This is a genomic window from Chryseobacterium pennipullorum, assembly GCF_003384725.1.
Classification (GTDB): domain Bacteria; phylum Bacteroidota; class Bacteroidia; order Flavobacteriales; family Weeksellaceae; genus Chryseobacterium; species Chryseobacterium pennipullorum.
This window is the reverse complement of the sequence record NZ_QNVV01000003.1, coordinates 193,688-215,692: the sequence shown is the minus strand read 5'-3', so window position 1 is coordinate 215,692 and position 22,005 is coordinate 193,688. Positions and strand designations below refer to the sequence as shown.

General features: G+C 38.2%; 19 protein-coding genes. 16 read left to right on the top strand and 3 right to left on the bottom strand.

Going from position 1 to position 22,005, the window contains the following annotated elements:
• Positions 1–158: 158 nt before the first annotated feature.
• From infB to rimP, 3 genes are all read right to left on the bottom strand, one after another.
• A complete protein-coding gene (gene infB / locus DRF67_RS05410) occupies positions 159–3,116 on the bottom strand; it encodes a translation initiation factor IF-2 (RefSeq protein WP_115927315.1) in 2,958 nt (985 codons plus the stop codon).
• Between the two features lie 76 nt (positions 3,117–3,192).
• Complete coding sequence (nusA, locus tag DRF67_RS05405; RefSeq protein ID WP_115927314.1) at positions 3,193–4,428, bottom strand: transcription termination factor NusA; 1,236 nt, start codon at positions 4,426–4,428, stop codon at positions 3,193–3,195.
• A gap of 16 nt (positions 4,429–4,444) precedes the next feature.
• The gene (rimP, locus tag DRF67_RS05400) at positions 4,445–4,912 is read right to left on the bottom strand and encodes a ribosome assembly cofactor RimP (RefSeq protein ID WP_115927313.1); all 468 of its coding nucleotides are present in this window, start codon (positions 4,910–4,912) and stop codon (positions 4,445–4,447) included.
• Positions 4,913–5,124: 212 nt separating this feature from the next.
• Here rimP and DRF67_RS05395 point away from each other — a divergent pair, with 212 nt between their 5' ends.
• The 16 genes from DRF67_RS05395 to DRF67_RS05320 all read left to right on the top strand — a co-directional run bounded on the left by DRF67_RS05395 (position 5,125) and on the right by DRF67_RS05320 (position 21,717).
• Positions 5,125–6,438: a UDP-glucose dehydrogenase family protein gene (locus DRF67_RS05395; protein WP_115927312.1), complete on the top strand. Its 1,314-nt coding sequence runs from the start codon at positions 5,125–5,127 to the stop codon at positions 6,436–6,438.
• On the top strand, positions 6,438–7,517 hold the full coding sequence (rfbB, locus tag DRF67_RS05390) for a dTDP-glucose 4,6-dehydratase (protein WP_115927311.1): 1,080 nt from the start codon (positions 6,438–6,440) through the stop codon (positions 7,515–7,517). Before DRF67_RS05395 ends, rfbB begins: the two co-directional genes overlap by 1 nt.
• A 1-nt stretch (position 7,518) precedes the next feature.
• Positions 7,519–7,974 carry a hypothetical protein gene (locus DRF67_RS05385; RefSeq protein ID WP_228435740.1) on the top strand — a complete coding sequence of 152 codons (456 nt, stop codon included), beginning with the start codon at positions 7,519–7,521 and terminating at the stop codon, positions 7,972–7,974.
• A 6-nt stretch (positions 7,975–7,980) separates the two neighbouring features.
• On the top strand, positions 7,981–8,844 hold the full coding sequence (rfbA, locus tag DRF67_RS05380) for a glucose-1-phosphate thymidylyltransferase RfbA (RefSeq protein WP_115927310.1): 864 nt from the start codon (positions 7,981–7,983) through the stop codon (positions 8,842–8,844).
• 172 nt (positions 8,845–9,016) lie between these two features.
• A complete protein-coding gene (locus DRF67_RS05375) occupies positions 9,017–9,865 on the top strand; it encodes an ABC transporter permease (RefSeq protein ID WP_115927309.1) in 849 nt (282 codons plus the stop codon).
• 35 nt (positions 9,866–9,900) lie between these two features.
• Positions 9,901–11,136 carry an ABC transporter ATP-binding protein gene (locus tag DRF67_RS05370; protein ID WP_115927308.1) on the top strand — a complete coding sequence of 412 codons (1,236 nt, stop codon included), beginning with the start codon at positions 9,901–9,903 and terminating at the stop codon, positions 11,134–11,136.
• Positions 11,137–11,138: 2 nt separating this feature from the next.
• Entirely contained in the window at positions 11,139–12,452 is a 1,314-nt protein-coding gene (locus DRF67_RS05365) for a glycosyltransferase (RefSeq protein ID WP_165851748.1), read from the top strand.
• A gap of 3 nt (positions 12,453–12,455) precedes the next feature.
• The gene (locus tag DRF67_RS05360; RefSeq protein ID WP_115927306.1) at positions 12,456–14,312 is read left to right on the top strand and encodes a DCC1-like thiol-disulfide oxidoreductase family protein; all 1,857 of its coding nucleotides are present in this window, start codon (positions 12,456–12,458) and stop codon (positions 14,310–14,312) included.
• Between the two features lie 36 nt (positions 14,313–14,348).
• Positions 14,349–15,473 (top strand): ATP-grasp domain-containing protein, encoded by a 1,125-nt coding sequence (locus tag DRF67_RS05355; RefSeq protein WP_228435739.1) that lies wholly within the window; start codon positions 14,349–14,351, stop codon positions 15,471–15,473.
• The gene (locus DRF67_RS05350) at positions 15,470–16,102 is read left to right on the top strand and encodes an acetyltransferase (RefSeq protein WP_115927304.1); all 633 of its coding nucleotides are present in this window, start codon (positions 15,470–15,472) and stop codon (positions 16,100–16,102) included. Before DRF67_RS05355 ends, DRF67_RS05350 begins: the two co-directional genes overlap by 4 nt.
• A gap of 6 nt (positions 16,103–16,108) precedes the next feature.
• Entirely contained in the window at positions 16,109–17,248 is a 1,140-nt protein-coding gene (locus DRF67_RS05345) for an acyltransferase family protein (protein WP_115927303.1), read from the top strand.
• Positions 17,245–18,387, top strand: coding sequence for a dTDP-4-amino-4,6-dideoxygalactose transaminase (gene rffA / locus DRF67_RS05340; protein ID WP_115927302.1), 1,143 nt, complete (start codon positions 17,245–17,247; stop codon positions 18,385–18,387). The genes DRF67_RS05345 and rffA overlap by 4 nt, the downstream gene beginning before the upstream one ends.
• A 33-nt stretch (positions 18,388–18,420) precedes the next feature.
• Positions 18,421–19,044, top strand: coding sequence for a DapH/DapD/GlmU-related protein (locus DRF67_RS05335; RefSeq protein WP_115927301.1), 624 nt, complete (start codon positions 18,421–18,423; stop codon positions 19,042–19,044).
• On the top strand, positions 19,041–20,156 hold the full coding sequence (locus DRF67_RS05330; protein ID WP_115927300.1) for a glycosyltransferase WbsX family protein: 1,116 nt from the start codon (positions 19,041–19,043) through the stop codon (positions 20,154–20,156). Before DRF67_RS05335 ends, DRF67_RS05330 begins: the two co-directional genes overlap by 4 nt.
• 1 nt (position 20,157) lies before the next feature.
• Complete coding sequence (locus DRF67_RS05325; RefSeq protein ID WP_115927299.1) at positions 20,158–21,003, top strand: glycosyltransferase family 2 protein; 846 nt, start codon at positions 20,158–20,160, stop codon at positions 21,001–21,003.
• A 45-nt stretch (positions 21,004–21,048) separates the two neighbouring features.
• Positions 21,049–21,717 (top strand): NAD-dependent epimerase/dehydratase family protein, encoded by a 669-nt coding sequence (locus DRF67_RS05320; RefSeq protein WP_115927298.1) that lies wholly within the window; start codon positions 21,049–21,051, stop codon positions 21,715–21,717.
• Positions 21,718–22,005: the final 288 nt, after the last annotated feature.

Sequence of the window (22,005 nt, the reverse complement as noted above, 5' to 3'; positions counted from 1 at the left end):
CTCAATAAGTCTGCCTTTTACATTTCCTTATATTGTGAAAAAAATTAACATATTAAAAATAAGCAGTTAAAATGTCGTCATCAATCCAGATCGCGACGGCCAGCACAAAAAAAGCACCCTCTTACGAGGATGCTTTTTATTTACTATTTATCTGATTATTATTTCAGCTTTTTCTTCACCGCCACTTCTTCGTAGACTTCAAGAATATCTCCGACTTCAATATCGTTGTATCCTTTAAGGTTCAGACCACATTCATAGCCCTTTGTAACCTCTTTTACGTCATCTTTGAAACGCTTCAAGCTCTCAAGCTCTCCGTCAAATTTAACGATGCCGTCTCTCAACACCCTTACTTTGGAGTTTCTTGTTACTTTCCCGGTAAGAACCATACATCCAGCAATAGTACCCACCTTAGAGATTTTGAATACCTCTCTGATTTCAACATTACCAATTACCTGTTCTTTGATTTCTGGAGAAAGCATACCCTCCATTGCTTCTTTTACTTCATCGATAGCAGCATAGATCACAGAATATGTTCTGATCTCAATTTCCTCTTTATCTGCCAGCTCTTTGGCATTGCCACCAGCTCTCACATTAAACCCGATGATAATAGCATCAGATGCAGTAGCAAGGTTAACATCAGATTCTGTAATCTGACCCACCCCTTTGTGTAAGATATTGACGCTGATTTCCTCAGTTGATAATCTTTGCAACTGATCTGATAATGCTTCAACGGAACCATCCACGTCACCTTTTAAGATAATATTCAATTCCTTGAACTCACCTAAAGCAATTCTTCTTCCAAGTTCTTCAAGCGTAGTGTGCTTCTTCGTTCTGATCGATAGTTCTCTCTGAAGCTGCTCTCTCTTATTAGCAATCGTTTTAGCTTCACTCTCGTCAGCGTATACTTTAAATTTATCTCCGGCAGTAGGAGCTCCATCCAATCCTAAAATTGTAACAGGAATTGACGGACCGGCTTCTTTAAGGTTTCTACCTCTTTCATCCAGCATCGCTTTTACCTTACCGTGGTTTTTACCGGCAACTACATAGTCTCCCACTCTTAAAGTACCGGTCTGTACCAGCATTGTGGCAACATATCCTCTTCCTTTGTCAAGTGAAGCTTCGATAACAACACCGTGAGCAGTCCTGTCCGGATTAGCTTTAAGGTCAAGCATTTCTGCCTGAAGCAATACTTTCTCCAATAGAACATCCATATTGTTACCAAACTTAGCAGAAATTTCCTGCGCCTGTACATTTCCACCCCACTCTTCTACCAGAATATTCATCCCGGAAAGTTGCTGACGGATATTATCAGGATTAGCGCTTGGTCTGTCCACTTTGTTTAATGCAATGATCATTGGAACTCCTGCAGCCTGCGCGTGAGAAATTGCTTCTCTCGTTTGTGGCATTACATCATCATCGGCAGCAATCACGATAATGGCAATATCTGTGATCTGAGCACCTCTGGCTCTCATCGCGGTAAACGCTTCGTGACCCGGTGTATCCAGGAATGTAATTCTTTGCCCGTTTTCAAGTTTCACATTATAAGCACCAATGTGCTGTGTGATTCCTCCTGATTCACCGGCAATAACATTTGTTTTTCTTATGTAGTCAAGTAATGAAGTCTTACCGTGGTCTACGTGTCCCATTACAGTTACAATCGGAGCTCTTGATACAAGATCTTCTTCGTTGTCGATTTCATCTTCAGTATCGTTTTCTTCCAGATCAGCATCGGAGAATTCAATTTTATAACCGAATTCATCAGCTACCAGTAATAGGGTATCCGCTTCAAGTCTCTGGTTCATGGTCACCATTACACCCAGTGAGAAACAAGCAGAGATTACTTCAGTTGGTGAAACATTCATTAAGCTTGCTAATTCACCTACTGTAATAAACTCAGTTACTTTCAGGGTTCTATCCTGTGCTTCAAGCTCCTGCTGACGCTCATCCTGCTCTCTACGGAAAGTTCTCTTGTCTTTTCTGTGTTTTGCAGATTTAGATTTACCTCCTTTGTTGGTAAGCTTTTCTAAAGTTTCTTTAATCTGGTTTTTAACTTGCTCGTCAGTTAATTCAACCGGCATCACTCTCTGACCAGGTCTGTTGTTCTGACCACCTTTCTTGAATCCACCACCTTGGCCTCCCGGACGGTTTCCACCTTGGTTGTTTCCGAAACGGTTTCCACCCTGGCCACCCTGACCTTGAGGACGGTTCCCCTGACCTCCTTGTCCCTGGCGGTTTCCTCCTTGTCCACCGTTATTGTTCTGACGGTTTCCTTGGCCCTGGCCACCCTGGTTATTATTTCCTGAGTTTTGATTATTCCCCTGGCCTTGCTGATTATTCTGCCCACCAGGTTTTTCAATTCTCTTTCTTTTCTTTTTTGCCCCGGCACCTGGTTTCGGTGCAAACTGAGTAAGGTCTATCTTCTCGCCGACAATCTTAGGACCATCGAGTTTTTGATATACAGTCTCTATTTTCTGAGGTTCCTGAGATTCCGGTTCAGCATCTGCTTTTGGAGCTTCCACTTTCTTCTCCTCTACAACAGCAGGCTTTGGAGTTTCTTTTACGGGTTCTACAGGTTTTTCTTCTTCTTTTTTCTCCTCCATTTTTGGCTTGTCTTTTTTAACAGGTCTGTTTCTAGATTCTATTTGAGACAAATCAATTTTATCCAAAACTTTAAATTCCTGCTTTTCAGGAGCTGCTTTTACTTCCGGTTGTTCTTCTTTCACGATTTCTTCTTTCTTTTCTTCAACCGGGGTCGCAACAGGAGCCACAGGAGCTTCAGGAGCTTCTTCTGCTTCAGGCTTCTTAGGTTCTAGATCTATTTTACCTAAAATTTTAGTTTCTGGTTTATTTGCTTTAGCTCTTATCACTTCAGGGGTTTTCTTTTCTTCAATTTCCAGTTTTTCTTCCGGAACTTTAGTAATCACCACCTCATGGGAAGCCTTTCTTTGTTCGCCGTCTTTAGCAAACTCAGCCTCCAATGCAGAATATGCCGCTTCTTCCAATTGAGCGTTAGGATTGCTTTCAACCTCGAATCCCCTTGACTGTAAAAACTCTACTAATCTGGACATCGAAATGTTGAATTCCTTAACCGCTTTATTTAATCTAATTTTTGGCATCTATATTATTTACTGTTTTTTAATTTTTAAAATTAAAGTATTTCCTTTTTACTGTTTATTAAAATTTATTTAAATCTTAATCTTCAAATTCTTCTCTCAGAATACGCTTCACCTCTTCGATTGTTTCTTCTTCAAGGTCTACCATATTTAAAAGACTCTCAGTTTCTTTATCCAATACTGATTTTGCAGTCGTAAGTCCTACTTTTTTAAACTCATCCAAAATCCACTGCTCGATATCGTCATTAAATTCTCTCAATTCAACATCGTCATCCTCGCTGGACTCTCTGTATACATCAATTTCATATCCAGACAACCACGAAGCCAGTCTGATATTCTGTCCTTGCTTTCCAATAACTTTAGAAATCTCTTCAACAGGAGTATATACTAATGCATAGTTTTGTTCCTCATTGATGTCAATTTTATTGATGGTAACATTTCCTAAAGCTCTCTTCACCAAAATTTCAGGGTTTTTAGACCACTGAATAACATCGATGTTCTCATTTCTCAATTCTCTTACAACGCCATGAATTCTGGATCCCTTTACCCCAACACACGCTCCTACCGGATCGATTCTGTCATCATAAGCATCTACTGCAATCTTCGCCTTTTCACCAGGAATTCTCACTACTTTTTTCAGCATGATCGTTCCATCTTGGATCTCAGGAATTTCCAGCTCCAATAATTTCTCAAGGAATTTTGGTGCAGTTCTGGAAATAATAATCTGCGGTTTTGAACCTTTAAAATCTACTGTCTCAACAATAGCTCTGATATTCTCACCCTTTTTAAAGAAATCGGATGGGATCTGATTTTCTTTTGGCAAAATAAATTCATTCTCTTCATCATCCAGCAAAATCACGTGCTTGTGACGGATATGGTGGATTTCCCCAACAACGATTTCCCCAATTTTATCTCTGAACTGCTCGTACAGCATTGCATTATTGTGCTCCTGAAGTTTGGTAGCCAGAATCTGCTTAAGGGTAAGAATATTTCTTCTTCCCAACTGTGCAACAGGAATTTCCATTGTAAAGTCCTCACCTACTTCGAAGGTAGGATCAATCTTCTTTGCTTCAGAAATTTCAATTTCCAAATCATCATCCTCAGACATTTCGTCCTCTACAATTGTTTTATTTAAAAATATCTGAAAATCTCCTTTATCCGGGTTTACAATCACATCAAAATGATCATCTGAATCAAATCTTTTTCTCAAAAGGGTCTTCAGTGAATCTTCAATAATTGCCATAAGATCAATCTTACTGATCCCTTTTTCGTCTTTAAAATCACCAAAGGATTCAATCAACGCTATATTATCCATCTATTCTTTTTTCTTTTTAAAATTTAATTACTACTAATGCTTTTTTGATCTCAGAGTACGCAATTTCTTTCTCCTCTTCCACATCCACTTTACCTTTCCCAATATCTTTTGGCTTACGGTAACGCAGAACAAGTGTGATCTTTTCATCGTCTACTTTTGACAATTCGCCTTCAATTTCAGAAGAATCCTGCAGCATTACCTCAATCTCTCTTCCTATGTTTTTACCGAACTGTCTTGGTGTAACCAATGGCTCGCTCAGTCCTGCAGACATTACCTGAAGGCTGAAGTCATGCTCTTCACGATCCATATTGAATTCTATTGCACGGCTTGCATCAAGGCAGTCCTGCAGTGTAACTCCATTATCACCATCTAAAATCACTGTAACATCATCCCCTGCAGAAATTTTCAGATCAATAAGAAACAGATCTTTTCTGGTCTCAAGGAATTCATTTAATAATTCTTCAATTCTTTTTCTAAACTCCATATGTTGTATCTTGATTTACAGTACGAAAAAAGGCTTTCTTCCGAAGCCTTCCCATTTTTTCCGTAAATCCAATGCAAATATACGCATTTTTTCTAAAGTTGCAAAATTATCTTAGTATCAAGCAAATAGCGAAGATTTCATTTACAATAAATTAAACAGGCATATGAAGGGATTTTTATTATTTTTGTCTCTGAATTTAAAAACCAAACATTTTGAATATAACAATTGTAGGAACAGGTTATGTGGGACTGGTGACAGGAACTACCCTTGCAGAGCTTGGCAATTCAGTATACTGTGTTGATATTGATGAAAAGAAAGTAGAAGGTATGAAAAACGGCGTAGTTCCCATCTATGAGCCGAATCTTGAAGAAATGTTTCTTAGAAACATTCAGTCTGAAAGATTATTTTTCACAACTCATTTAAAAGAAGCCCTAGACAAAAGCGAGGTTATTTATCTTGCACTCCCTACCCCTCCGGGCGAAGACGGGTCTGCAGACCTGTCTTATGTATTGAAGGTAGCTAACGATATCGGTGAAATGATGACAGAATATAAAGTCATTGTGAACAAAAGCACTGTCCCTGTAGGCACTGCCGACAGAGTAAGGGAAGCTATTTCTTCTAAAACAGATATCCCCTTTGATGTAGTTTCCAATCCTGAATTTTTAAGAGAAGGATTTGCCGTAGAAGATTCAATGAATCCTTCACGGGTTGTGGTCGGAGCAAGTTCTGAACGGGCAAAAGATATAATGTCTAAAATCTACCAGCCATTTACCAATACCGGAATTCCGATTATTTTCATGGATGAAAAATCATCTGAGCTTACAAAATATGCCTCCAACTCATTCCTGGCGGTAAAAATTACTTTTATGAATGAGATTGCCAACTACTGCGAAAAAGTAGGAGCAGATGTAGACAAGGTAAGACTGGGAATGGGAAGCGACGACAGAATCGGACACCGGTTCCTTTTTCCCGGGATAGGATACGGCGGAAGCTGCTTTCCGAAAGACGTAAAAGCCCTGATAAAATCAGGAAAACAGGAGAACTTCAATTTCCAGATCCTGGAAGCTACTGAAAACGTAAACACCAACCAGAAAGTGATTCTTGTTTCAGAAATAGAAAAATATTTTGGCGGAAATATCACAGGCAAAAAGATTGCAATGTGGGGACTTGCTTTTAAAGCCAATACAGATGACATCAGAGAAGCTTCATCACTGGACAATATTGCATTATTATTACAGAAAGGTGCAGAAATTATAGCCTATGATTCAATTGCAGAAAGCAATGTCCAAAAGCTTCTTGGTGACCAGATACAATATGCCAAAGGCATGTATGATGCTTTAGAAGATGTGGACGCTTTATTTATCGCTACTGAATGGCCGGAATTCAAAAACCCTAATTTTGAGCTGATGGCTAAAAAAATGAAAAATAAAGTTATTTTTGACGGAAGAAACATGTATCCGCTGGAAGTTCCTGAACAAAACGGATTCTATTATAAAAGTATAGGCAGAAAAACCATTTCAAAATAATGAAAAATATAATTATTACAGGAGGAGCGGGATTTATTGGATCCCATGTTGTAAGAGAATTTGTGAAAAACAATCCGGAAGCAATGATCATCAATCTTGATGCGCTCACCTATGCCGGAAACCTTGAGAACTTAAAGGATATTGAAAATGAGCCCAATTATGTTTTCGAAAAGGCAGACATTACGAAACCTGAAGAACTGAGAAAGGTTTTTGAAAAATACAATCCGGACGCCGTTGTGCATTTAGCTGCCGAAAGTCATGTAGATCGAAGCATTACAGATCCAATGGCATTCATCAACACCAATGTAAACGGAACGGCCAACCTTCTTAACCTCTGCAAGGAGTTCTGGACATTAAATCCAGATCATACCCACGGAAGATTTCCGGATGAAAAAAGAACCAATCTGTTCTATCATGTTTCCACGGACGAGGTTTATGGAAGTCTCGGTGAAACAGGGTTTTTCCTGGAAACAACATCATATGATCCGCAATCGCCATATTCTGCGTCAAAAGCTGCTTCTGACCACTTGGTAAGAGCATATGGAAATACCTATGGAATGCCATTTATCGTATCCAACTGTTCCAATAACTACGGACCCAACCACTTTCCTGAAAAGCTGATCCCGTTGTGTATTTCAAATATTATCAACGAAAGACCCTTACCCATTTATGGAGATGGAAAATATACCAGAGACTGGTTATTTGTCATTGACCATGCTAAAGGAATCCACCAGATTTTTAACGAAGCTAAAACCGGAGAAACATACAATATCGGAGGTTTCAACGAGTGGCAGAATATTGATCTGGTAAAAGAGCTTATCAAACAAATGGATGCTAAGCTGGGGAAACCGGAAGGTTACTCTGACAAGCTTATTACTTTTGTGAAAGACAGACCGGGGCACGACAAACGTTACGCCATAGATGCCACCAAGCTTAATAAGGAGTTAGGCTGGAAACCTTCAGTAACTTTTGAAGAAGGATTAGGAAAGACCATAGATTGGTATCTTGAAAACAAAGAATGGCTTGAAAACGTAACCAGCGGAGATTATCAGAAATACTACAACAAACAGTACCATTAGAATGATAAAGCCAATTTTTCTAATGCTTTTTATAGCGGCAGCTTCTTTTACCCAGGCACAGGCATTCCCTCCGCCTCCTGCAGTGGCTAATTCCTCTCAAAAACAATTGATTGATGAGTTTTTAGAAGTTTCCCGATATAAAGAAGCATTGATTAATTATGCCAAAGAGTATCTTGAGCTGAAAATGTTTGATTACAACGTAGATCCTCCTAAGGAATTACTCACCAAAGAACAGGCACGTACCATCATCAATCGTTTTGATTTTGATGATTTTAAACCATCATTACACAGCTCGCTTTCTTTTATTTCAGAAAAAAACTTAAAAGAACTGATCCAGTTTCATAAAGGTATAGGAAGTACATTATCCCGTGACAATTCTGTATTTCTGATCACACCTTCTATTGATCTGAATATTAAAAACCAGATCGATTATGCCATCGAAAACATAAAAAAATAAAAAAAGATGAAAGGAATAATATTAGCCGGAGGATCCGGAACAAGACTTTACCCTCTTACCATTGCAGTGAGTAAACAGCTGATGCCTGTTTATGACAAACCCATGATCTACTATCCGCTTTCTACGCTACTTTTGGCGGGAATCAAGGATATTTTGATTATTACAACACCCCATGACCAGGCAGGATTCATCAAACTTTTGGGAGATGGCTCGCAGATTGGCTGCAACATCGAATATATTGTACAGCCAAGCCCTGACGGATTAGCCCAGGCTTTTATCCTTGGCGACCAGTTCATCGGAGATGATTCAGCAGCTCTTGTTTTGGGAGACAATATTTTTTACGGATCGGAAATGGGAACGCTTCTGAAAAACAAGACCAATCCTGATGGCGGGGTTGTTTTTGCTTATCATGTTGCAGATCCTGAGAGATACGGCGTTGTAGAGTTTGACAACAACTTGAAAGCTGTTTCTATTGAAGAAAAACCTTTGAAACCCAAGTCAAATTATGCCGTTCCCGGACTGTACTTTTATGACAATGATGTAGTGGAGATCGCCAAAAACATCCAGCCTTCTGCAAGAGGAGAACTTGAGATCACAGACATTAATAACGTCTACCTGCAAAACGGAAAACTTGAAGTGGGAGTATTAGACAGAGGTACAGCCTGGCTGGATACCGGTACTTTTGACTCTCTTCATGATGCTTCAGAATTCGTGAGTGTCATCGAAAAAAGACAAGGTTTTAAAATCGGATGTATTGAAGAAATTGCTTTCAGAAATAAATTCATCAACGAAGAAAAACTGCTGGAAACTGCTGTAAAGTACGGGAAAAGTGGTTATGGGGAATACCTGAAACAACTCGTCAGCAAATAACAACACATTTTATAAAATTCATACACTATTGGCTTTATGGCCAATAGTTTTTGCTTATAACAGCAAATATCAATATATTAGTTGTTGCTTTTTGTTTTTACGTGAATAATAATTCACAGACATAAAAAAATGGTAAGAATTAATTATTATAAATTTGCAAAAACTTACACAAATGAATGAACCACAGCAAAAGTGGACAGAGACGATTGATGCTGATCATTCGCTATTTGACTTGAAGCTAAAAGAAGTCTGGAAATACAAAGATCTTGTCTATATGTTTGTCAAGAGAGATTTCGTATCCAGTTTTAAGCAGACGATTTTGGGACCGGTCTGGTTCTTTATCAATCCTATTCTGACAACGATCGTTTATCTGATTATTTTCGGAAGGATTGCTAAATTGCCTACAGACGGAGCCCCACCACTACTTTTCTACCTCGCCGGCGTTACGCTGTGGAATTATTTTTCCACTTCACTGCTGGCCACCTCCTCTACATTTTCCGGAAATGCGGGAATATTTGGGAAGGTATATTTTCCACGACTGGTTACCCCTATTTCGATCGTTATATCCAATCTTATGCGATTGGGAGTTCAGTTTCTGCTGTTTCTTCTCGTATGGGGATATTACCTGAGCCAGGGGAAAGTTCAACCCAATTTATGGATTCTTGCCACTCCTTTTCTGATTCTGCTGATGGCCTTTTTCTCTCTCGGACTAGGCATGATATTTTCTGCACTTACGACAAAGTATAAGGATCTCAATATGCTTTTAGGATTTGGGGTAAGCTTATATATGTATACTACTCCGGTTATTTATCCTACTTCTTCATTGAGGGGTGTTTTCAAAGATATTGCGTTATATAATCCTTTAACGGGTATTTTCGAATGCTTTAAATATGCATGGTTGGGTGTGGGTAATTTCTCTCCTGTGATGCTTGGTGCAAGTACAATCAGCATCCTCATCATCATGGCTGTAGGAATTGTGATCTTCAATAAGGTTGAGAAAACCTTTATGGACACGGTTTAGTAATTCCCTTATTTAAAAATATAAATTGAAAAAATATGCTGGCTTTAAAAGCAGAAAATATATCTAAACAATATCGCCTAGGACAAGTGGGAACGGGAACGCTTTCTCATGACCTGAACCGGTTCTGGTATAAAGTGAGAGGAAAAGAAGATCCTTATCTGAAGATCGGAGAAGCTAATGACAGATCAACAAAAGGGGATTCTGAATATGTATGGTCTCTGCGTGACATTAATTTTGAAATAGAACAGGGAGATGCGGTAGGAATTATCGGCAGAAACGGGGCAGGAAAGTCTACTTTGCTAAAATTACTGAGTAAGGTAACCAAACCTACTACCGGGAAAATATATACCAACGGAAGGATTGCTTCTCTATTGGAAGTAGGAACCGGTTTTCACCCGGAGATGACAGGCAGGGAGAATGTCTTTCTGAATGGGGCCATTTTAGGAATGACCCGTAAGGAGATTAAACGCAAATTTGATGAAATTGTTGCTTTTTCCGGGGTTGAAAGATATATAGATACACCTGTTAAGAGATATTCGTCAGGAATGTATGTGCGTCTCGCCTTTGCTGTAGCTGCCCATCTTGAATCTGAAATCCTTATCGTAGATGAAGTATTGGCGGTTGGAGATGCTGAGTTTCAGAAAAAATGTCTGGGTAAGATGAACGATGTCACCAAAGGAGAAGGCCGTACAATTCTTTTTGTGAGTCATAATATGGCAGCGGTAAAGCAGCTTTGTACCTCTGGTATATTGCTGAAAAACGGACAGGTGGCCCATCGGGGAGACATCAACAGTGTTCTTGAAAATTATATTATCAATGAGCTTTCTCCGAATAGCGAGTTCAGATATATTGAAGACCTCAACAAAAAAGCCCAGATCCGCAAAGTAAAGGTGTATAACAACAATGGTGTAGAAACTACAGAGTTCGGCCATAGCGATGATATCAATCTTGACATCAGCTTTATCAACCGGGAGGTAAAAGGCGGTATCAGAGTCAACATTGCCGTTTTAGATAAGTTTGAAAATGTAATCTTCGTCACCAGGAAAGTGTTTGAAGAGAAAAATGAAAATAATTTTACCATAAAAATTGAAGGTGGAAAATTAATTCCCAACACCTATATGCTTTCTGTAGCAATCGACACCCCTGCGGTAGAATTGTATGACATCATAAAAGGCGGAATACAGCTGAATATCATTGAAACAGGACATGAAAATTTCCTTACCGGAGATACAGAGAACGGAATTATCACGCCTCCGGTTTTATGGATATAAAAATGAGTAAAAAAGTATTAATTTTATCTACAGGGGATGTAAACGGCGCATACGAAGCGATGTATAAAGTGGCTCATATCATGAAAAATATGGGACACGAAGTAGCCATGTGCGTAAAACATAAAACCAAAAACGAGGAATTTATTAAGGCCTACAGCCACCCTTCTCCTGTTGCAATACAGCCAGGCCTTCTGGCTAAGGTCGTCAATAAAGCTAAAACAAAACTCAGCCTTACAAAACCCCAGGAGGTAAAAAAGACACTCAGTACAGACAAAAAATATTCTTTTTTCAGTAAAGATGAGCTTAGCGAGAATATCCATGTAGAAAGCTTATTGAAAGCTGTGGGCTTTATTCCTGATTTTATTTTTGTAGGGATGACTATCGATTTTCTCAACACCACAGATCTTCTCAATATCTATAATGCTACAAAGGCAAAAATATATAATATTACTGTAGATATGAACCACTTCACCGGGGGATGTCATTTTTCATGGGGTTGTGAGGGGTATATAAGAGGCTGTGATGAAACATGTCCAGCCATTATAAAAGAGGATGAAAAGATAATTGCTAAAATTAATTTCGACAGAAAATACAGCAATGCCCAAAAAGCAAACTTTCAGATTATCGCAGGTTCAGGGCTGACATTGGAACAGGCTCAGAAATCAAAAATCTACAGGGAACAGGAAACCATTTATAATATCAACAGTTTAATTGATACCCAATTGCTCAATGACAGGAATAAATCCATAGCCAAAAGGATCTTTTCGCTGTCTGATGACCGCTTTTATATTCTCACAGGAGCTCAGAATATGGAAGATCCCAGAAAAGGTTTTGTGTACCTGATGGAGGCGCTGGAAATACTGGACCGGGAACTACCTCAGGAACTAAAAAATAAGATCGTTCTGCTGGTGGTTTCCAATAGCGTCAACGAAGAGTTTGACCGCGTTACCTTTACCAAGCAGAAAATCGATTATATTAAAGATTACAGGCTGCTGGCTTTACTGTATCAGGCTGCCGACCTTTTTGTCAACTCCTCTATTGAAGATTCCGGACCGATGATGGTCTCGGAGGCCTTAGCCTGCGGAACACCTGTGGTAGGTTTTGATACCGGAGTTTTAATCAATATGGTCATCGATGATTATAACGGGTATAAAGCACCATTAAAAGACAGTAAAAAATTAGCAGAAGGAATCAAAAAGATCTTTGAGCTCAATAAAGATGCTTACCAGACCTTTTCTAAAAATGCTGTACAGCAGGTAGAAGAATTCTCTTCTTATGAATATGCTGAGGAAATTTTTGCCAACATTTTAAAATAAGCAATGATCAAAAAACTTTATAATAAAAAAATCTCAGGCCTCGGACTTTCCATATTCAGGATAGTCTACACGGTGGTATTGCTTTGTGAAGTGATCCAGTTCAATTACTTCAGGCATCTGATCTTTGATAAAATACCTTTTCTTGATCCGGCGGAAATAGATTTTGGCATTCCTATAAAGATATGGATGGTGGCCCTGGTTTTTATTATATTCGGGCTTTTTACGAGGCTGGCAACGATTATTAATTATCTGATGACCATTATTCTCGTAGGAAGTATCAATACCTATGAGTACCATATGTTCTATGCTTACTTGGGAATTAACTTTTTGATGCTGTTTTTACCCGTTTCCAGAAACCTATCGCTGGACCGGCTTATCCAGAAGTATAAGTACTCCAATACGCGGTTCCAATATGACCCTCCAAAAAAGGTAAGTATTTTATGCTATTATATTCCCATGTTTATAGGAGTAGCATTTGTCTATTTCGATTCTATATTTTATAAATTTACTTCCGCGTACTGGACTCAGGGCTTAGGGATGTGGTATCCGACAAGCATACCTTTTACCAACTTTATTTCGATTCCTACTATACTGGATCAGAAATATCTGATGTTGTTCTTCGGCTATCTTACGCTTGTTTTTGAACTTGTTTTTATTTTCACGTTCTTTCGCAAAAAATGGAGAGTTCCTCTATTGATTATTGGAATGGGCCTGCATCTGGGGATCCTGATCTGCTATCCTATTCCATGGTTTGGATTGGGAATGTGTGCCATTTACCTTTTAATGGTTCCTGTTTCCTGGTGGGAAAAGCTATTCAGTGTCCGTAAAAAACCTGCAAAGCTTACTTTCTATTACGATGGAGAATGTCCTTTGTGCAACCGTACAAAGATTACAATTCAGCATTTTGATATTGCAAAAAGAATAGACTTTAAAACAGTACAATATTATGCAGAACAGAATCCGCTATTGAAAGATATCCCAATGGATGAGCTTTTAGATGACATTCATTCTGTACAGGATGGCAAAGTATACAAAGGACTGGATACCTACATCAGGGTATTTAATGCCATCACCTACTTAAAGCCACTTAGCTGGATATTGCGTATTCCCGGGATCTACCATATTGGAAAAGCAGTATATACTTTTGTTGCCAAAAACAGAAATACCGAAAGATGTACGGAAGACAATTGCGGATATACACCGCCCGCACTTCCTGTAAATGATGATCAATTTAAAATTCTCCAGAACTATACCTTAAGTGACCTTAAAATTTCACTGATCAGCCTGGGGCTGGGAATAGTAATCCTTCTACAGATTATTGTGTCTTACAACTCCATCGGAAATAAAGGTGGTTTTGAGAGAACTGCTTTAGGAAAAAAAATAAGCAGGTTCTCTGACAGGGTGGAAAAACCATCAAAAACCTACCTTGGAATTACCCATCATGCTGTTTTTATGGATTATCACTTCAATGAATACAACCATATTATCTCCCTTGCCTATCTCGATAAAAATGAACAGGAAATCTGGCTGCCAATCATTGAAGAAGACGGTACTTCAGGAAAGTATCTCTATGGACCAACCTGGATCAAATGGTCTTTCCGTACCACAGATAATGTGATCAATCAGAAAAACCTGAAAACCGGGATCCGGGATTTCACAGCCTTCTGGGCAGCAAAAAATAATGTCGATCTACGGGATGCGAAATTCATTATCAAAGTCAAGAAGATCGATACGACACCTCATCATTGGGAAAAAGGCTTCCTTTTAAGGCAAATGAATAAACCTTGGCATAACATCGGAACAGCTGAATGGAACAATAAGGAATTTTCAATACAGGTTCCGGAAATTGAAACGTTATAACAAAGTACCTCTTCAAATTTAAATATCAGTTAAATAGTGAAAAAAATTGCAATATTAGGAGCCAGCTACTTACAAATACCTCTTGTGCAAAAAGCAAAAGATAATGGGTTAGAAGTTCATTGTTTTGCCTGGGATGATGGTAAAGCAGTATGTAAAGAATATTCAGACTATTTTTATGATGTTTCTGTTCTGGAAAAAGATATTATTCTTGAAAAATGTACAGAAGTAGGGATTGACGGCATTGTTACCATTGCTACCGACATCTGCGTTCCCACAATAGCCTATGTAGCCAATAAGCTCAATTTACCCGGAAATAGCATTGAATGTTCATTACTCACTACCAATAAATCGTTGATGAGAAAATGCTTTACAGAAAACAATATTGCATCGCCTCGTTCAATTACTGTCGTTGAGTTTGATCCCGCTGCTGTGCAAGACTTTACGTACCCTGTAATTATAAAACCTTCTGACAGATCGGGGAGTTTAGGTGTTATAAAGGCTGATTCTCTTGAAGAGTGTAAAACAGCAATTGAAAATGCAGTAAACTATTCTTTTTCTAAAACATGTGTAGTTGAAGAATATATTAAAGGGAAAGAAGTAAGTGTAGAAACAATCAGTTGTAATGGTGAACATAAAATTCTAACAATTACGGACAAAGTGATTACTTCAGAGCCCTATTTTGTAGAATTGGCACATCATCAGCCCAGTTCGTTTCCTGAACATATTCAAAATAAAATAGTGGATATCACTTATTCAATACTTAAAGCTACAAAAGTAGAAAACGGAGCGTCTCATGTGGAACTTATGATTACTGCTGGTGGAGATGTCTTCTCCATTGAAATAGGAAGTCGGATGGGAGGAGATTTTATAGGGTCAGATCTGGTCCAGCTTTCTACAGGATTTGATTACGTGCAGGCGGTTTTAGATATCGCATTAGGACAATTTAAACTCCCTGTTGAATTAACACAAAAGAAATATGCAGGAGTATATTTCTTATCTGAGAATACCAAGTATCTATTGCCTTTTTTTGAAGACAACAGCTTTGACCAATATATCGTAAAGAAAGTGATTACAAATCCATCATTGCAAAATATACATTCAAGTAATGATCGATCAGGATATCTGATTTATCAGTCTGACAAAAAAATTGATTTTACATGAAACGTATCGCCATCATAGGGTCAGGCCATCTTGGGCAACAGATTTTGTATCACATCCACTCTGATACAGAAGATAAAGTAGTGGGGTTTTTTGATGATTTTCAGGAAAGAGGAAATCATGTAAAAGACATTGCGGTATTAGGTGGCAGAAAGGACGTCCTGGACTCTTTTCAGCAGGATCATTTTGATGAATTGGTCATTGCCATAGGATACAAGCATCTGGATTTCAAAAAACAGGTATTTGAAGACTTTAAAAGCAAAATCCCTTTTTATACCTTTACTCATTCCACGAGTATTATTGATCCCTCGGCAAAAATTGGTCAGGGAACCGTTATCTATCCCAATTGCATGATCGATCAGGATGTGGAAATCGGAGAGAATGTGCTGATGAATATTTCCTGCTCCATTGCCCACGATTCTGTGATAGGAAACCATTGTTTCCTTTCTCCATCTGTAGCGATAGCAGGTTTTGTAAAGATTTCCGAATCTTGTATTCTTGGAATAAACTCTACCATCATTGACAATATCAGTATTTCTGAAAAAGTACAGCTGGGAGGAGGTGCTGTAGTCATCAAGGACATTTATATTCCAGGACTATACGTTGGGAATCCTGTAAGATTTATACGGTAGTTTCATATGGGATCAAAGAAAAGCATTTTTTTTGGTGGATTAAACGAATTAAGGGCAATTGCTGCTCTTTCTGTAATTCTACATCATATTGAACTATTCAAACACCGTGATCACATGGGTAGTTTATTTGATTCAAAATACACGGCGTACTTTATAGGGCATTTAGGAAAAAACGGTGTATATCTTTTCTTTGTGCTTAGCGGGTTTCTGATTACTTATCTCTTACTAGCCGAAAAAGAAAAAAATAATTCTATTAATCTTAAAAAGTTTTATTTAAGAAGGATTTTCAGAATTTGGCCATTGTATTATATTATTATTTTTATATCTTTTATTGTTATACCGCTTTTAGCATTTACCTTTCCCATTTTTTCTATCACACCGTCTTATTATCAAATAATAAAGGACACCTCTAATTATGATATAATGTCTGTATTTCTCCACATACTCTTTCTTCCTAATATTGCTTTACAGGCAGGAAAAGTTATTGTAGGAGCTTCACAATCATGGTCCGTAGGCGTTGAGGAGCAGTTTTATATTATATGGCCAATTATTGTTTCATTTTTTAACAGGAGAATAATGATTTCCGCTTTTGTATGTATTTTAATTATATTCATTGCTATTAATCTTAGATATCCACGTTCATTGATTGGTACTGTTGTAAGTATAATTCCTTTTGAATTTATGGCTATTGGTTCGTTGGGAGGGTATTTTTATTCAGTACAGGCCAATAAAATCACAGAATATACAAAAGGTAAAGCCATTTATTTGACCTCATTACTATTAATATTGGTTCTTATTTCTATTCCTGTTTTTACCCTGTATATTCAAAATATTACTTTAGGCTTTGTATTCCTTCTACTCATTATTATAAGTATAAACCCCTTAAATAAAAGCGTTTTTAGGAACCGGTATTTTTCATTTTCAGGAGGTATATCCTACGGGATTTATATGTACCATCCGTTTATTATGTTTTTAATATTCCCAGTCTTTTATAAGCTATTAAAATTTTATAATAATATATTTGTATTTAATATTGGTGTATTTATCTTTATTCCAGGCCTTACTATTTTAGTGAGTTATGGTTCTTACAGATACATTGAGAAAAAATTTATAAACATCAAAGATTCAAAATTCAAAACACTATGATTCCATTCAATAAACCGTTCATCATTGGTAAAGAGCTTGCCTATATTGAAGAAGCCGTAAAAAGCGGGAAAATTTCAGGAGATGGAATATTTACGAAGAAATGTCAGCATTTTTTTGAGCAGAAATATCATTTTCCCAAAGTGCTGATGACCACTTCATGTACAGATGCTCTGGAAATGGCAGCCATACTATGCAATGTGGAGCCTGGTGATGAAGTTATCGTTCCCAGCTACACCTTTGTATCCTCAGCCAATGCTTTTGCTCTTCGCGGAGCCAAAATAGTTTTTGTAGATTCCTGCCACGACAATCCAAATATAGATCCTGTAGAAATAGAAAAGCACATTACGGAGAAAACCAAAGTAATTGTTCCGGTGCATTATGCAGGAATAGCATGCGATATGGAAAAGATTATGGAGCTGGCACAGAAACACAATCTTTTTGTGGTTGAAGATGCAGCCCAGGCTATTGACAGCTATTACACGTTCTCAGACGGCACCAAGAAAGCACTGGGATCTATAGGACATTTTGCAGCTTTCTCTTTCCATGAAACCAAAAATATAATTGCCGGGGAAGGCGGAATGCTGGCCATCAATGATCCTCAATACTTTGACCGTGCGGAGGTGATCCGCGAAAAAGGAACCAACAGAAGTGCCTTTTTCAGAGGTGAAGTGAATAAATACGGCTGGGTGGACCTTGGCTCGTCATTCCTCCCTTCCGAAATTATATCTGCCTTTTTATATGCGCAGCTGGAGAACATTGAAACCATTCAGAAGAAAAGACTGGAAATATGGTACAAGTATCAGAAAGGTTTATCCACATTACAGGAGCAGGGATTTGTCTCCCTACCGGATATTCCTTCCTATGCAACCAATAATGCCCATATGTATTATATTGTGTGCAGAAGCTATGACGAAAGAACCCAACTGATCCAGTACCTGAAAGCTCAGGATATCCATCCTGTTTTCCATTATTTGAGTCTGAATAAAAGTGATTTTTTCTTAGCCAACAACCCGGAAATAGACATTCCCAATTCTGACCACTTTACAGACTGCCTGTTAAGACTGCCATTCTATTATGAATTATCTGACAATGAACAAAATACAATCATTGAACAAATCAACAGTTTTTTCACAAAATAAGATAGGGATCATCTCACCTTCAATCTAAAAAATATGAATTTTTTAAAAAAACATATTGTAAACTTCCTGTTTGATGTACTGAATTCCAATGCTTACAAGGTTCATCAGCAAAACAAACTGAATGAATGGGCTAAGAAAAGCTTTAAAAAATTCGGGGCAAATTCAGCAATCCCTGAAGAACATTGGATCAAAAATCCCAAGTACATTTCGATAGGAGCTAACTTCAGCGCTTTATATCATCTCAGGCTGGAGGCATGGGACCGTTTTCAGGGTGAGACCTTTAACCCCGAAATAGTGATCGGTGATGGGGTAAGCTTCAATTCTGATGTCCACATCGGGGCAATCAATAAAATCATTATTGGCAACAATGTCTTGATGGCCAGCAGAATCTACATTTCAGATCATTCCCACGGAGATATTACAGCTGAAGCTTTGCAACAAATTCCGGGCATGAGGCCATTGTATTCCAAAGGCCCGGTCATTATTGAAGATAATGTATGGATAGGGGAAGGCGTATGCATCCTTCCGGGAGTTACCATTGGTGAGAATTCCATTATAGGCGCCAATGCAGTTGTGAATAAAAGCTTTCCTAAAAATTCAGTCATTGCAGGGATTCCTGCCAGATTAATAAAAACATTAGAAGAAAACCGGTTATGAAAAAAATAAAGCCACTTGCATTTTACCTCCCTCAATACCACCCTGTTCCCGAAAATGACGAATGGTGGGGAAAAGGGTTTACTGAATGGACCAATGTGGGGAAAGCCAAACCTTTATTTGAAGGACATGATCAGCCTATATACCCTGCAGACCTTGGATATTATGACCTGCGGGTACCGGAAGTAAGGGAACAGCAGGCCCAGATGGCCAGAGACTATGGGGTGCACGGATTTATCTACTATCACTATTGGTTTGGCCACAATAAACAATTATTGGAGCGTGTAGCCAACGATGTATTGAAATCCGGAAAGCCGGACTTTCCTTTTTGCTTCTGCTGGGCCAATGAAACCTGGTCCGGCATATGGCATGGCCTTTCTGAAAAAATTCTGGTAAAGCAGGAATACCCTAATGAAGAAGACCTGATTGCCCATTTTGAATACCTTTTACCCTTTTTCAGAGACGAGCGGTACATCAAAGTGGATCATAAACCTGTTCTGATTATTTACGATTCAAACCACCTGAACGACGGCGACCCGTTTTATATCTCAAAATTCAGAGAGTTGGCGAAGAAAAACGGATTTGATGATCTGTATGTAATGGCTTCCAATAAGCTACGTGATGATATCGATTTTCAATCGATGGGATATGACGCTAAGATTTCGAATGCCTTTCAAAAAGCATGGGCGCCTTACGTTCAACATAAAGACTATATTTCTGCTTATACCTATTATAAGAACAGAGTGAAGGGACTTGTGGGGATCAAAAAGAAAGAACAAAAAAAAGTACGGATACAGGATGCCAATATGGTGGTAAGAGATATCAAATTTGAGGAACATACCATTCCGAATTTCCCATGCGTACTGCCTAATTGGGACAATACCCCAAGAAGTGGCTACAATGGCATTATTTTGGGTAACAATTCACCGGAATTATTTGAAAAGCAAGTAGAAAAAGCAATGAGCTATCTTGAAGATAAAAAGGATTACCCTGAACGGTTTTTAATCGTGAAATCCTGGAACGAATGGGCAGAAGGGAACATCCTGGAACCAGACAGAAAATATGGTTTCGCTTATCTGAACGCTCTAAAGAAAATATTGAACAAACACCCTTAGAATGAGTAAATTCAGTGTACTTATCGCCAATTATAACAATGGTCATTTTTTTGAAGAATGCTACCAAAGCTTAATTGCCCAGACAGAAACAGACTGGGAAACGGTTATCCTGGATGACGGCTCTACTGATAATTCTATGGAAATCCTTCATTCAATTGCAGAAAAGGATCCCCGGGTGAAGGTCTATCAAAATGAAAAAAACAGAGGGATCGGATATACCAAAAAGAGGTTAATAGACCTTGCTGAATCTGAAATATGTGGTTTCCTTGATCCTGATGACGCTTTGGTTCCTCATGCCCTGGAAATTATTTTAAAAACCCATGCCGAGAATGAAGAGGCTGGTCTGGTATATTCCAACCTTGTATTTTGTGATGAGCACCTCAACCCAAAATCTGTGCACAAAGCAAAACAGATCACGGCATTAGATCAGTCATACTATAATTTCAAAGGTGAAATTTCAAGTTTTGCGACGCTAAAGAAAAAGATTTACCAACAGACCTCCGGCATTGATCCTTTTCTAAAAATTGCTGAAGATAAGGACTGGTATATGAAAATGTGTGAAACAGCACCCGTAAAATACATAGATGAAGATCTCTACCTGTACAGAATCCACAAAAATGGGATTTCTACAACACAAAATATGGAAAAGGCCGTATTCTGGCACTGGGTAGCGATGATCAAGATGGCGGAGCGAAGAAACATTGATATTGAGGACCTCTTCTTTGAAAACTATGTTTCAAAAAACAAATATCAACAGCTTGTTCATAAGCTGGATTTGGTAAAAAAATCAAAATGGACGAGACTTGGAGACAAACTGGGATTGTTTAAAATATTTAAATATCTGTAACGGCTTTTGCCACAATATAAACCCGCTTAATTAGACGAAAAATATATGATTATTGGCAATGGAATTCTGGCAAATGCTGTAAGACCTTATGACAGAGAAGATGTACTGTATTTTGCATCAGGAGTTTCCAATTCTCTGGAAACAGACCACGCTCAGTTTGAAAGAGAATTAAGTCTTTTACAATCAACCATAAACGACTACCCTGAAAAAAAACTGATCTATTTCTCCACATGCAGCATTTACGACCCTACGAAGGCGGAAAGTCCTTATGTAGCCCATAAACTGAATGCAGAAAAGATGATTATGGAGCAGTGCAGAAATTTTATTATTTTTCGGATAGGAAATGCCGTAGGCCATGGAGGGAATCCTAATACGCTGATTAATTTCCTTAAAAACTCGATTTTATCAGAAAAACAGATCACCATTCACAGCCACGCAAGAAGGATCCTGATTGGCACTGATGATATTGCATTATTTGCAGAACGCCATCTGGAGGACTTCAGCAATGAAATTATAAACCTTACGTACCCCCACCAATATTCCCTATCGGATATCCTGTCACAACTGGAAATCCATCTTGGAAAAAAGGCAGTGTACGAAAATGTAAATGAAGGTTCAAATTATAATATCGAGTTTAATCCTCTTACAGAATCTTTTTTTGCGGGGATATCCTCAGAAGAATACCTGAACAAATTATTTAAAGCGTATTTATAAATATTAAAAAATCTTAACCCGGATAGATACATCCTAAAGAAGACCTGCAGAATATTAGAAAAACTATACCTTTATCCCCGATAATTGTGGCGGAAAGGGCAAAGAAAAAATAATTTATATTTCCCTCACGATAAACCATAATACAAATGATTATAAAAACCAAAACAGCAGTTCCTGCTCCCGAAATTGAACAGAAAGAACAGCCGAAACTGTTTTTAGATAGAGAATATACACCATATTGAGCTGTGATAAGTTTTTCATAACAAATTCAGTGATCTTTCACACTAA